Raw genomic sequence first — 13,423 nt, 5'->3', positions numbered from 1 at the left:
CGATCGTGCCGAAGCAGCCGCTGCGCTGCCTTCGTCCTTTGGCAGATGGCGAACATTCACTTTGGAGGAGAGGGCGGCATGCGCACCTCAGGACCCAATCATTCGCCTTCCGCGGGAGGGGGGCGTCCCGTGCATGGAAAGGGGGCGGCCGGCGACGGTACGCCAGCCGACGCTGCCGCCGATGGCGTGGCCGGCGACGCCACCGAGCGGCCAGGATCGACTGAACTGCACGGCTTGCGTGGTGTATCCGGGCGTGCCGCCGGCCGACGTTTTTCCGCCCGGGCGGGGCGTACCCCAAGCGTATCGGAACCGGCCGGTGGCAGGGATGCATCGACGACAGGCGTTTCGGCGGGCGGGGCGGCGGGCGAGTTGTTCGATATCCTCGGCGCGGAGCTTTCCCGCCTCGGGTACCCCGTGTCCAGTCACGACGACGTCAAGCGACTGCTGACGCTCGATGCGCCATTGCCGGACAGTGCCGTCGGGGTGCTGCGCAGCAGAGTACTGGAAGATCCGGCGTTGAGCGGCGAAGCCGGCGCGAAGCTGCGCCACTATTCGGCCGAGGCGCTGGCCAAGGGCGCGAGTAGTCCGGAAGACAGGCTCTTGCGGCTCGAAATGCTGATGTTGGCGGCGCCGGAAGCGACTCGTACGCCGCTCATGCGTGCGATACGGGCCGACCTGCGTGACCGGTCCGAACTCATCCGATCGCGCCTGGCCGAGCGGGAAGTCTTCATTCCGCAGGTCACGATCGGCGGCGGGCCGCAAGGGCAGACGATCGCCCATTGCGCGCACGAGTTCGGGGTCGCGGCGGGTAATCTGGTGGTCGACGCGTCCAGTTGCGGCGACGGCAACTTCGGCTCTGTCCGCATGCACTTGCTGAACAGCGAAACGCGCGGGGGCTATGCGGGCAGTACTCACGCGGCGTTCGACGATCCCATGCGCTCGCAAAATCCGCTGCACGGCAGTCCCGTTCAGGTCGAGGATCTGAATACCGATCCCTATCCGACGGCCGGCGATATCGGCGACGCGTCTGCGATCGGCCTGTATGCGGCATCGAGAAAGGGAACGCCGGTGCTCGTCAATACGGTCGTGACCCATATCGAAGAGGTCAAAAACAAGCAAGGAAGGTATCGCGTGACGATGCGGGACAACGCATCGGGACAAACGGTGCATGTGCTGACCGATTACGTCGTCGATGCGACCGGATTGGGGCGGCCGAGCGTTCCGTTGAGGGATACGGCATCGAAGGCGTATATTGACCGGCAAACCGAGCGGCTGACAGCGTTGAGGGAACGCGCGTTGCCCGGCCAGATCGTGATGCACAGCGAAGACATGCTGCGTGCCACGGTCGATGCGCCGGACGAGCACATTCTGGACATCGTGCGCGCGTCGGACGGCGACATTACGATCGTCGGCTGGGGCGATTCGTCGAAGACGCCGCTGCTGCGCATTCGCGAGGTGGCGGAGCGGGCCGGGCTGTCGATGCGCGAGTTGCTTGGCGAGCGCAAAATCGTGTGGATCGGACCGAAGAATCGTGAGGACATCGATAACGGACTGTGGGGCCCATACTCGGATCTCAAACCGTATTTTGACGAGGGCCTGGTGCAGGTGCAGCCCGGCCGGCTCGAAACGATCTCTCCGGCGGAAGGCGGGAATCAGTCTTCGCTGACGGTTCGCAAGCGGGACGGCAGCGTGGACACGCTTTCGAGCGGACGCGTGATACTGGCGATGGGCATGAAATCCGGCAGCGCGAGTTTTCTCGGTACGCTGGCTCCCGGGCTGGCGCCGGAGATGAAAGTGCCGGTGCATGGCGACGATCCGGCATTCGACGAAAGCGCGCTCTGCACGCGTTTGCATGTCGACGGGAAAGCGCACGACATATTCTTTGTCGGGATGTCTTCCGGACTGCAGCGTCCCGGCCATACCTCGTACCTGGAGTTTTTCGGCTGGAAGACGCGGCAGTTCCTCGCGCAGCATCTGATCCCGAAGGTGAAGCAGCATGATTTCAGCAAACTGGTAAAACTGGCGCCGATGGAGCCGGACGCTTCGGCCGATGGCACAGCGAGTTGAACGTTAAAGGGCAATGATGACCAATACCTATTACCTGCGCGACGGTACACCGACGGACGTGGAAACCTGGCGAGCTTTGCAGGGCGATGCCGGCTATGCGCAGATCGAGAAAACCACACTACCGAACGGCCGCTGGATTTCAACGATCTGGCTGGGTGTCCAGCATCAGAGCGTGCCTTCGCCCGGTACGCCCGAGTTGTTCGAGACGGTGGTGTTCGACGTCGACTCGCAACAACCCCTCGCGAGCGTGCGGCATGCCACGGAAGCGGATGCGCGCGCAGCTCATCGTCGATTGGTCGAAGAATGGGCATGAGGCCAGCCTCTTAATCCTCAACTCTCCTCAACTTCGCCGCGGTAATCAGATTTGTTGAGGGATATTCAAATCGCGTTTCGCTAAATTAGGATAGCGCGATCGGTTGCACCTTGTGAGTGGCACTAGCGGTCGCGCGCCTTGGCACATTCACGAGGAGTTGCGCGATGTTTTCGGCCCCGTATTTCTCGCTTGCCTCAGCACTCACGGTGCGATGCCTGCCCGACGGTTTTCTCGACAAGCTGCGCGAGGGTCATTTCGGTGCGGCACGCACACAGGCCAGCCGTTGGGCCGAAGACGGCCATCGAAGCGACGACCTGCCATGGCTGCTGCAGCTGCGGGCGGACATGGAGATGATGACCGGCATTGGCGATGAATTGGAGGAACAGTATCGGCGCGCACAGAAAGCGATTCGATCGCCGCGCCATGCCATTCGTGCCGCATCGTGCCGCAACGCGGGCTGGCAGGCATTCTTTCGTCATCGCCTCACGACGTCGCTCTCGTGTTTTGCGCGGGTGATCGACGAAAAGGAAATCGATCTTTCACAGCAACTCGAAGCGCGCTTGGGCATCGTTTGCACGCTGCACCAGCTCGGCCGATCGGGCGATGCGTCCGATGCGCTCGCAGAACTCGCGGAGTTGGTCGAAACATCGAGCGATGGCAATGTGCATCACTGGCGCGAGCTGCTCGCGACGCTGCGGCTGGATCTCGCGGTACGGCGCGAATTGCTCGCTTGCGAGCCGCTGGGCGATCACGTGTACTGGCGATCCGGTATGGCGGACGCGCGCGGATCGAGCCTTGCCGGTGCCGGCGATAGCACCGATCTTTACGAGGCGCAGGCCGCGCGCGTCGAAACGCCGCTCCTGCGTGAGCGGATCGTGTACCTGCATCACCTGCGCGAACTCGCGCGCGGCGATCGTACGGCGATCGAGGGCGTGATTGCGCATTTGAACTGGGCACAGCGCGCCGGGTTGCAAGAGTACGTTTATACGACCCGGCTCGAAGTCGTGCTCGCGACACTTGCGCTGGATGCCCCGCAACTCGCCGAGACGCTGCTGGAGCCGTTGCATCGTGCTGACTACGCCGGCGCCACCGGCCGGCGCCAGCTCGAATACTTGTACTGCGTCGCCAAGCTGCGCCAGGCTCAGGGGCGCACGCGCGAATCGATGCAGTACTACAGCCGCTATGCGTTGATTACCACACAGTGTTTGCGCGACGACGCATTGGCGATTGCGCCGTTCGTGAACCGCGCACCACGCAACACCCCGCAGTTGGACGACGTCGGCGCGCGGCTTCCGGCGAAATACCGGCGCGCGTACCGGTATCTGCAAGAGAATCTGGATCGCCGCGATCTGTCGGTGCGCGAAGTGGCCGCCGAGGTTGGCGTGACCGAGCGGGCGTTGCAAACCGCATTCAAAAACTTTCTAGGCCTGTCGCCGACCGAACTCATTCGACGGCAGCGCATGGAGCGCATTCGAGCGGAACTGCTGAACGACCCCTCCGTGAGCGATCGCAACGTACTGCACACGGCGAACAAATGGGGCGTGCATAACCGTTCGACGCTCGTCAGCTGTTATCGCAGGCAGTTTCAAGAAGCACCTTCCGAAACGCTGGAACGATAAGCCCGGCACTCCGGCATACGCGCTGGCCGGTTCATTTGCAACGCCGCGGCGTCGGTGTCGCGGTTCATTTTTCGATCGGGGAAATAATGAAGCACAAATGGCTCATCTGCGCAGCCTGGGTGGCGGCGTGCCTTTCGTTGGCCGGAATGGCAACCGTTGCCGATGCGGCGCCGATCAACTGGCACGGCAATAGGGTGCATGTTGTGGCGGACGGGCAGGATCTGAAGGAGGTATTGCGTGACTTTACCGCCGGCCAGGGCGTACCCGCGACGATCTCCAGCGACGTGCATGGAACGGTGACGGGGCATTTCGACATGTCGCCCCAGCGGTTTCTCGATACGCTCTCGTCGACGTTCGGGCTGGTCTGGTTCTATGACGGCGTTGTGCTGTCGATCAGCGATGTCAATAGCGTCACGCGTCAGGTCATCAAACTCGATCATGCCAGCACGGACGATCTGAGCAGCGCGCTGACGCAGCTTCATCTCGACAGTACACGTTTCCCCATCGTCTACGACGCGGGCCAGAGCACGGCGCTCGTGAGCGGGCCGGCGCCTTATGTGCAACTTGTGTCGGATGTCGCCAGGCGGCTCGATCAAAACGCCGGGCAGCGCTCGGGCTCCGTCATTCGCGTGTTTCAACTGCACCACGCGTGGGCGGCGGATCATAAAGTCGAGATCGACGGCAAGAACGTTAGCGTGCCGGGCGTCGCAAGCGTACTGTCGGGCATGTACCATCCGGCGGACAAAAGCGGTGCCGCGCCCGGAAACGGCAGCGGCTTCGACTATCGCGGCGCCACGGCGCCTGCCATGCAGCGCGTCATGCCGATGCAGGATGTCAGCGGCGGCACGGCCGGGAACGGTCTCGACGGCAACGTCAACGCGCCGTTGCCCCACGCGATGCCGAGCACGAGCACCGTCGGCCCGGGCCTGTCCGGGCTGCTGAGCGGCATGGGGGCCGGGGGCAGCGCGTCGTCCGGCATGCCGATGCTATCGAGCCTTTCGGGCAGTCTTTACGGTGCCGACAGCGGCGGCACGGCCGGCGTCGACCTGTCAGGGGGCGGTGCGCCATCGCTGCCTGTGATCGAAGCCGATCCGCGTACGAACTCCGTGCTGATTCGCGATGTGCCGCAACGCGAGGGGCAATATCAGGCGCTGATCGATAAGCTCGACGTGAAGCCGAAATTGATCGAAATCGAAGCGCACATCATCGAGATCGACGATAACGCGCTCAAGCAGCTCGGCGTCGACTGGCGCGCCCATAACAGCCACGTCGATTTGCAGACCGGCACAGGCACCACCCAGCAAAACGGCTACAACGGCAACATTCAGCCGACGTTCGGCACGCAGACGCTGGCGGACGGCACGACCGTCATCGATACGACGCCGGTGGGTGCTTCCCTTACCGCGGTGTTGGGCAACGCGGGCCGCTATCTGCTGGCGCGTATCGATGCGCTACAGCAGAGCAATCTGGCACGCATCGATGCAAGTCCGAAAGTCGCGACGCTGGATAACGTCGAGGCGGTGATGGACAACCAGACGCGCTTTTTCGTCCGCGTGTCGGGCTACACATCCGCCGATCTATACAGCGTGTCCGCAGGTGTCTCGCTGCGCGTGCTCCCGCTCGTCGTCGAGGAAAACGGCCGGATGGAGATCAAGCTCAACGTCCACGTGGAGGACGGCTCGCTGACCGGCCAGAATGTCGACAACATCCCCATCATCACGACGAGCACGATCAACACCGAAGCGTTTGTGGGGCAGGGCGAAAGTCTGTTGATCGGCGGCTACCGGCTCGACAGCGCGACGAACGGCGAAACCGGCGTGCCTGGGTTGTCGAAGATTCCGCTGATCGGCGCGCTGTTCCGCACGCGAAACGATCAGCACAGCCATATGGAGCGTCTATTCCTGTTGTCGCCGCGCATCATCGAGTTCTGACACTTCCGATGAAGGGCGCGCGGCGCCCGGTTCAACTATCGCGCCGGTACGGCGAACGCAAGACATCGGGCCATGTGTGACACATGGCCTTCGTCGTGCCGGCGCTGCGTACGGCGCGGACGGCGGCCGCGGCCGGATCGGGCCAGGAGGGTGCGTTGCGAGCGGTCGCACTATCAGCGGGATGGATCTCCGTACAGGCCGCGTGCGCGGGTGGGTGTACGGCGCGCAAGCTTGCGGGCACGTGCGCCGCCTGTTCAGGGCGCGGCGTCGGGGGCGAGACATGGGCTGGCTCGAGCACCAACGGCGGGACCGCCGGTTCCACGTCCTTCACTTCCGCCATTTCGACGCGATAACCATGGGCATACATGGTGCGCAAATGGATACCGTGCTGGCCATTTAGATAGAGTTTTTTGCGCAACTTATAGATATGCTGCTCGAGCGTACGTCCCACGATATCTTCCGAACTGCTCCATACCGCGCCCGCAATCTGACGGCGGCTTGCATATTCTCCGGGACGCGAAAAGAGCAGCCACGCGATCGCGAATTCACGCGTGGTGAGCCGGATGGATTCGCCCGCGACGGATACGGTGCATGTACGCCTGTCGAGTCGATACGCGCCGTATGCGAGGCAGTTGTCGGCATCGGTGGTCTGCGCAGGCTGAAAGCGTCGCAACGCGACATGAACACGCAATGCCAACTCGCGCGGATCGATGGGCGAGAGCACGATGTCGTCGGCGCCCGCGTCGACCAATTGCGTGATGCTGCCGAGATCATCGGGTGCACCCACCACAATGAGCGGGGCGCGGCGATCGGCATAGCAGGCACGCCGGGCCAAAACCGGAAGGGTCGGGTCGATGCCCGCGGCAGCATCGACAAGGATGGCACCGTAATCGTCGCGATACACCGCGCGCGCAAGCGCGACATGGTCGTCAAACCGGCTGCACTGTGTGCCCTCCGCTTCGAGGCATTGGCAGATTAACTTGAACAAGTCGGTGTTCGTGGTCATTACGGCGAGCATCATTTGTCCTCCAGGTGAACCCGCGTCGCCGGACGGACTCGCGCGCGAAGAGCACTGTCACTCGGCGATCGAGTTCGGAGCGAACGACCGCATAGTAGGAGGGGCGCCCCTATCATGTTTGTAACCGTTTGTAGCACTCGGCCCTACGCGTGAAATCGGTAAAGTCATGCCCCGTGCGGCAACGAAACGAGTATTTATTTCGTTCAGCTTTTTGTTAGCTTTGCAATTGAGAGTGCGAAACCGACGAAAGGTAATTTACGGAATTCCGTAGGAAAGCCGATCTGAGAATTGTTGAACGTGTTCGTACACGGCCTCCGTATCATCGTCTCCACATTTTTCAACCATGCGGTAGCACCGCTTTTTCGATAGGCGCGGTAGTCGACGCGGAATTACTTTATGGCGTTTCTTTACAATGCTTGGTACGTGGCCGCATTCAGTAAAGAGGTCACCGCCCAGTCGCCGTTTTCTCGCATGCTGCTGGATCGGCCCGTCGTGCTGTATCGCGACGGGAGCGGCGCGGCGGTCGCACTCGATGACCGCTGCCCGCATCGTTTTGCTCCGCTCTCGCGCGGGCGTGTCGTTGACGGCGCGCTCGAGTGTCCGTATCACGGGTTGCGCTTCGCGTCGACGGGAAAGTGCATTTTCAATCCGCACGGCGACGGCAGAATACCCTCCGCGGCAGGGGTACGGCGATACCCCACCCGTGAGCGTTACGGTGCCATCTGGATTTGGCCCGGCAACCCGGAACTGGCCGATGCGGTGCCGCTGCGGGAATTCGGTTTTCTGGAGCCCGAGCAATACTTCACCGGTGAAGGCTATTTGCTCACCGGCGCGAATTATCAATTGAGCGCTGACAATCTGCTCGATCTCAGCCACTTCCAGTACCTGCATCCGAACACGCTCGGCAGCGACACCCTGGCTCGAGGCACACTGCAATCCTCGGACGACGGAGAGAAGGTATGGGTATGTCGCCAGGCCAGCGCGGAGTTGCTTCAGCCGTTCGTCGCCCAGGGATTCGGCGTGAGCCCCGGCAAGCGGGCTGACCGCGAGCTGCATGTGCGCTGGGAGCCGCCGGGTCTGTTGACCGTGATGGTTCGCGTGCGCGAAACGGACGCACCGCCCGAAACGACTCGCGTCGGGATGTCCGCGCATTGGCTGACGCCCGAGACCGAATCCAGCACCCACTACTTCTTTGCGCTCGGCCTGCCGCGCGAAATGGGCGAGGAAGGCCGGACGCTTGTCCAATCGTCGGTCGAAGGCTTGATGGCACCATTCCGCGACGAGGACCTGCCGATGCTCGAGGCGCAGCAGCGGGCCATCGGCACGCGCGATTTCTGGGCGATGGCCCCGGTGATGCTGTCGATCGATGCAGGCGCGATCCGCTCGCGACGGATCATGGAACGCCTGATTGCGAGCGATGGCGCAGCGTTCGATACGGATTTATCCGGCGTATTGCGAGGTGTCGCGGGACGCCCCGATAGAGAGGTGGGGCCATGAGCGATACCGCTCAGCTTCTGCGCAAGGAACGCGGGGACTGTGCCGAGGCGCCGCCGCTCTCGCTGAACGAGGTCTGGCTACGCTGCATCGTGAGCGCGGTGTGCGAGTTCGGTATCAGACGCGTGGTGCTGTCCGGCGGCGCGCGCGCGTCGCTGCTTTGCATTCTCTTCGACGCCGATCCACGCGTGGTTCAGCGTGTGAACACGGTCGATGAGCGCAGCGGTGCGTTCGTCGCACTGGGAATGGCGAAGGCGACCCGCGAACCTGTGGCCATCGTCACCACGTCGGGCTCCGCGGTGGGTAACCTGGTGCCCGCGCTGATCGAAGCCGACGCGTGCAATATTCCGCTCGTCGTGCTCAGTTGCGACCGGCCGCGCCATCTGCGTGGCGCGGGATTCGGCCAGATGTGCGACCACATCGGGGCATGCCGGGCCTTCGTGCGCCAGCAGATCGACTTGCCCGATCCGATCGACGATCCCGCGGCGATCGCAACGTTGAAGGCGGATGTGGCGTACCACGTGGCGGGATGCGTGAGCGGGCCGGTACACGTGAACGTGCCGCTCGAGGGCGTATTCGATTCGAGCGAGCCGTCGCCAGTCAGCGTGCCGACGCGCGAAGCGGCGGCGCTGCAGGAAGGGCCATCGATGCACTGGGATTCGCCGGCGCGGCGCAGCCAAGACTTTGCTGAAGCGCCGAAGCAGATCGTCGCGCGCGTGTTGAGACGCGGTGCCGGCGGTAGCGGGTACCTGCGGGGGCTGATCGTGGCCGGCCCGGACCCGGAAGTCGCGCCCGAGACGATCGTGCAACTGGCGCGCACAAGCGGATTTCCGATTCTTGCCGATGCCGCGAGCGGCGTGCGTGCCGGCCTGTCCGAACATTCGCTCGATGGGGCCCTGGTCATCAATGGTTTCGACGTCATGGCGCAGGGCGCACCGCTCGCGCAATGGCCGCCCGAATTGATCATTCGCTTTGGTCTCGCACCTGTCTCCCCGGCCGTACTGGCGTATCTCTGTGCGCATCCGGCGCCGACGATCAAGATTTCGCGCGGGGCTTGCAAGCGCGACTATCTCCATCCGACGCTCGATCCGCGCGACGTGTTGATCGGCCCGTCCCCTGACGACATTGCCGCACTGGGCGATGCGTTGATCGAGCAGGTGGCGGGCACGCGCCGCGATGCGGTGGCAGCGTCCTGCGCGAGCCGCGAGTGGCGCGATACCTGGGCATCGCTCGCCGAACACGGGCGCTCGGTTCGACACGCGGTGGTGCAAGCGCTACCGTGGGGCGAGGTAGCGGCCGCCCACGAGATATTCGCGGCGCGCGGCTTCTCGTTCGTTCACATCGGCAACTCGCTGCCGGTGCGGCATGCCGATATCCACTATGACAATCGCGAAGAACTGCAAACGTGCTACGTGAGTCGTGGCGTTTCGGGAATCGACGGCACCTTGTCGACGTTTTGCGGCGAGGTGTTAGGGCGCGGCGACACCGGGCTGCTCGTCATTGGAGATCAGGCGTTTTTGCACGATCTGCCTGCGCTGAGCAATGCACAGCGATTGACCACGCCGGCTTGCATTTGCGTCATCCACAATCGTGGCGGCGCGATCTTCGATTTTTTGCCGGTATCGGCCGCGCCCGGCTTTGAGCGGGCGATCCGCAATCCGTATCGGATCGATTTCGGCGCGCTTGCACGCGGATTCGGGCTCAACTATCTACACGCGCAGGACCGGCCGTCGCTCCGGCTAGCGCTTGAAGCGAGCCTCGAACACGAGGGCGTGACCATCGTCGAAGTCGATGTACCGGCTCATTCGGCGCTCGAACAGTTGGGCGTGCTCACGAGTGCGCTTCGTGCGCAAAGTCGATGAGCGGAACCGATGACGCACTGCCGGCGCCGCTTTGAGCGGCCCGATAGAAAAGGTAAGTGGCGGTATACGGCACGAGCAGCGATTGTCCCTGCTGCATGCAGGTGGGGATCGGCGGCAGTCCCCCCGTGGTCATGACACGCTGTACCGACGTGACCGTCCCGAAGCGGCCACGCGCTTTGTCCGTGTCGGCACTCGCCCGCTTGACGAGACGTTCCCATGTCAAGGCGCCCGCGGTCACGATCTCCTCTCCGGCCACCGAGCCGACGAATTGGCTGCCGTCGTAGGCAATGAAGTAGTGTCCGGGCGCGACTGTGCCGACACTGCGCCGTGCCTGATCGACCAGTGTCGCCTCCGAACCCGTCGGGGTCCAGGACAACATCTTGCCATCGCTACGGCAGTCGTATGTCATCTCGCCTACCGCGTTCAGTACGTCCTGCAGGACTTCTTGCGGGGTCGCCCGGAGCGAGGCGGGCAGTGTGTCGTTGGAAGGAGGAACCCGCTGTTGTGCCGAAGGAGCGGTCGCGCAGCCGGCGCAGGCGCTCGCGAGCACCATGATCGGTACCGCTCGATTCGCCAGGCGAGCGAATGGGGAGAGGATGCGTAGTTTCATGATCAGCCGGGCGTAAGTGGGGACACGTCACATGGGATCGTGACACACGCACTCGCACCTGTCAGGCCCGGCATTCGCGTGACTGCGTGTGTCTTCGCGCATGGCATGGCGTTCGTCCTTGAAGGCGCATACCGTTATTTCGGAATGACGCCGATAGGCTGGTGCCCTAGTGCCCTGGTGCGCTATTGCCCTATTGCGGCGCTTGATTTCGTTTCTCCATGCACCGGTGCGTGGGTCGCAGCGCTTGTCTTCGCGGTTGGCATCATATTGGATCATTCGTGGCCTGGGGCCGTGTCCGTGTTGCATAACAGCCGCGACAGACTACGACGGAGCACAAGGGATCACAAGGGAGCAAGGGACCACCGGAGACGAGGCCCGGCAACGGGGCTCCTTAACTACAGCGAGGAAAATTTCATGTCATTCGGAGACTTTGTCAGCGGTGCGTTGAACGTCGTCGGCGACGTGACCGGTACCTCACAGATCATTGGCGGCGCCGAGTCGTTGCTGGGCATTGGCGGATCGGACAGCAACGCGAACTCGAGTGCGCTGAACGGCGCCCTCAATAGTGCGCTGCTCTCGATGACGATGAGTATGTCGTCGGCGATGGGCGGTGCGCAAAGCGGATTCGCTTCTGCGCTCAAGAAGCAGAACGACAACAGCGATAGCGACAGCGGCAGCGACGACAGCGCTTAGAACGCGGCTGTCTACGCGCGGCTGCGTCCCGGCGTTTCGGAGATTGCGTTCCCATGAATACCGGTGCGCAGCCGGTGCCGCGCTTTCTCGTCATTCACTGCAAGCAAGCTGTAAGCGCGGTCCGTTTTTGTGCCACGCCGACGGACTGCTGCGATTCATCGGGCGCCGGCAGGTTTATTTCATCCCAGGGAAAGCCATGTCAAACAGCGCAATTTCATATCTTCCCGCGACGTTCACCAAAACGACTGAAGTGTTTCAGGAAACACCCGCCGTCTTACAGGGCGACGGCGACTTTGCCCAATGGGAGAAGGAGTGGGAGGAGATCGATCCGCCCGCTAATTCAACCGGGAGTTCGAGCACGGGTTCCGCGGGGAGTTCGATGAGCAGCGGATTGATCAGTGCGTTGCTGCCGATCCTCTCCGCCTTGATCGGGTGGATGGAGCAGGCGATGTCGGGCGACTCGCAAGGCGGATCGAACGCAGAAGGCGAAAGCAACGGAAGCACCGGTAACAACAGTAACAACGGTAGCAACGTGGGGCACGGCGGTCCGCACGTTACTCTGGCCAACGGAAGCAACCCGGCGGACATCGCCGAAAAATTGAAAGGCAGGTCTGCGGACTCGATCGTGGCCAATCAGGACGTACGGATGGACCACGGTATTTCCAATCACGAGGACTGCGCAAATTTCGCGTCGGCGTGTCTCGTGAAATCCGGCGAGATTCCGCAGTCGCAGCATACGGACAGCGTGTCCACCCTCAAGAGCGAACTGCTGAACAAGGACGGTTGGCACGAGGTGAGTAAAGGACAAGCGAAGAAGGGCGATATCTGCATCGTCGGCGGCGACCAACACGTGGAAATCGTCGAAGGTGTCGATAAAAACGGCAATCCGATACTGGTCGGTTCGAACAACGTTCTGAGCGATGGATCGCAAGCAGTCTGCGAAGACCGTGGGACGGGTACCCAACGCAACATCGAAATCCTGTCCGCATAAACCGTTCGCCTGACACATTGGGAACAGGGAGAAATATGAGTTCGACGAGTCCGGTTTCGCGTTCCGGAGGCTCGGGAGATAGACCCGATCTACAAAAAGGCGGCGAATCGAGTGCTCGGCCAGACGGGACCCATGCCAGCCCGAGCCCGAGCAATGCGGCACTGGTGGGCATCACGCGCCAGCCGCGCCTGAGCCGTGCCGCGCTGGACGCGACGAGGACCGCCCTGCGTCCCGGCAACCGTACCGCGATCGAGACGCTCGGCAAGAAACTGCTCGATGTTGCCCACCGCCGGGACCCGGGCACGGGCGCGCTGGCCTCCGCGCGATCCGCGCCCGCCTTCGATCCCATGTTGGAGGAACGCGTGCGTACCCCGGGTGGATTGGAGCGTGTGATCGCCGATATCCACACCCACGATCGCGGCTACGATTTCCGCAGGCCGTTTACGTTCCGGCACCTTCAGGATCGCACGCCGAAAACGGCGCTTAACCTGCACGGCTCGATCCCGCAGTTTTGCGGAGAAGCGCACTACTCCAGCGTGAATGCGCCCAAGCTCATCATGCGTCACGCGGGGAAGATGGATCGCCGTGTCGGTCGCGACTACGCGCGCTTGTACACGGATTACCTGAAAGCAAAAAAGAACGGCGATGCCGGGAAGGCATCGGAACTTGCCATACGGCTTGCGCGCGCCGATATGTCGTTTACGGGGGTGGATCCGTCCAAACCCGGCACGGTCGCTTACATGAAGCAGACGATGCTCGACAACCCCGGCGTGTTCGTTGGGGTGGGCGAATGGACGGGTGACAAGGAGTTCGTGAGTACGTTGC

At 62.8% G+C, this 13,423-nt stretch carries 11 protein-coding genes; 9 read left to right on the top strand and 2 right to left on the bottom strand.

Annotated features, from left to right (window positions below):
- The first annotated feature begins 78 nt into the window (after positions 1-78).
- From ACTHL0_RS13430 to sctC, 4 genes are all read left to right on the top strand, one after another.
- Complete coding sequence (locus tag ACTHL0_RS13430; protein WP_440567239.1) at positions 79-2,067, top strand: hypothetical protein; 1,989 nt, start codon at positions 79-81, stop codon at positions 2,065-2,067.
- Between the two features lie 13 nt (positions 2,068-2,080).
- Positions 2,081-2,380 carry a hypothetical protein gene (locus tag ACTHL0_RS13425; protein ID WP_440567238.1) on the top strand — a complete coding sequence of 100 codons (300 nt, stop codon included), beginning with the start codon at positions 2,081-2,083 and terminating at the stop codon, positions 2,378-2,380.
- Positions 2,381-2,544: 164 nt separating this feature from the next.
- A complete protein-coding gene (locus ACTHL0_RS13420) occupies positions 2,545-3,999 on the top strand; it encodes a helix-turn-helix transcriptional regulator (RefSeq protein ID WP_440567237.1) in 1,455 nt (484 codons plus the stop codon).
- A gap of 86 nt (positions 4,000-4,085) precedes the next feature.
- Positions 4,086-5,930 (top strand): type III secretion system outer membrane ring subunit SctC, encoded by a 1,845-nt coding sequence (gene sctC, locus ACTHL0_RS13415; protein ID WP_440567236.1) that lies wholly within the window; start codon positions 4,086-4,088, stop codon positions 5,928-5,930.
- A 31-nt stretch (positions 5,931-5,961) separates the two neighbouring features.
- Here the strand turns inward: sctC and ACTHL0_RS13410 are convergent, their stop codons facing one another.
- Positions 5,962-6,951 (bottom strand): winged helix-turn-helix domain-containing protein, encoded by a 990-nt coding sequence (locus ACTHL0_RS13410; RefSeq protein WP_440567235.1) that lies wholly within the window; start codon positions 6,949-6,951, stop codon positions 5,962-5,964.
- Between the two features lie 393 nt (positions 6,952-7,344).
- On the opposite strand from ACTHL0_RS13410, the gene ACTHL0_RS13405 reads away from it, so the two are divergent.
- Together ACTHL0_RS13405 and menD are read left to right on the top strand one after the other, a co-directional pair.
- Positions 7,345-8,445, top strand: coding sequence for an aromatic ring-hydroxylating dioxygenase subunit alpha (locus ACTHL0_RS13405; protein WP_440567234.1), 1,101 nt, complete (start codon positions 7,345-7,347; stop codon positions 8,443-8,445).
- Positions 8,442-10,304, top strand: a complete 1,863-nt coding sequence (gene menD, locus ACTHL0_RS13400; RefSeq protein WP_440567233.1) for a 2-succinyl-5-enolpyruvyl-6-hydroxy-3-cyclohexene-1-carboxylic-acid synthase — start codon at positions 8,442-8,444, stop codon at positions 10,302-10,304. Before ACTHL0_RS13405 ends, menD begins: the two co-directional genes overlap by 4 nt.
- Here the strand turns inward: menD and ACTHL0_RS13395 are convergent.
- Positions 10,273-10,914: a DUF3455 domain-containing protein gene (locus ACTHL0_RS13395; protein WP_440567232.1), complete on the bottom strand. Its 642-nt coding sequence runs from the start codon at positions 10,912-10,914 to the stop codon at positions 10,273-10,275. The genes menD and ACTHL0_RS13395 overlap by 32 nt on opposite strands.
- A gap of 414 nt (positions 10,915-11,328) precedes the next feature.
- On the opposite strand from ACTHL0_RS13395, the gene ACTHL0_RS13390 reads away from it, so the two are divergent.
- The 3 genes from ACTHL0_RS13390 to ACTHL0_RS13380 all read left to right on the top strand — a co-directional run.
- Positions 11,329-11,607: a hypothetical protein gene (locus ACTHL0_RS13390; RefSeq protein ID WP_440567231.1), complete on the top strand. Its 279-nt coding sequence runs from the start codon at positions 11,329-11,331 to the stop codon at positions 11,605-11,607.
- 43 nt (positions 11,608-11,650) lie between these two features.
- Positions 11,651-12,598: a CHAP domain-containing protein gene (locus ACTHL0_RS13385; protein ID WP_440567230.1), complete on the top strand. Its 948-nt coding sequence runs from the start codon at positions 11,651-11,653 to the stop codon at positions 12,596-12,598.
- A gap of 35 nt (positions 12,599-12,633) precedes the next feature.
- Positions 12,634-13,423, top strand: a 790-nt coding sequence (locus tag ACTHL0_RS13380; protein ID WP_440567229.1) for a hypothetical protein, incomplete at its 3' end; no start/stop codon positions are given.

Source organism: Trinickia sp. (assembly GCF_051961175.1).
Lineage (GTDB): Bacteria > Pseudomonadota > Gammaproteobacteria > Burkholderiales > Burkholderiaceae > Trinickia.
Note: the sequence above shows the minus strand (reverse complement) of the source record. Positions and strands in the feature narration are given on the sequence as shown.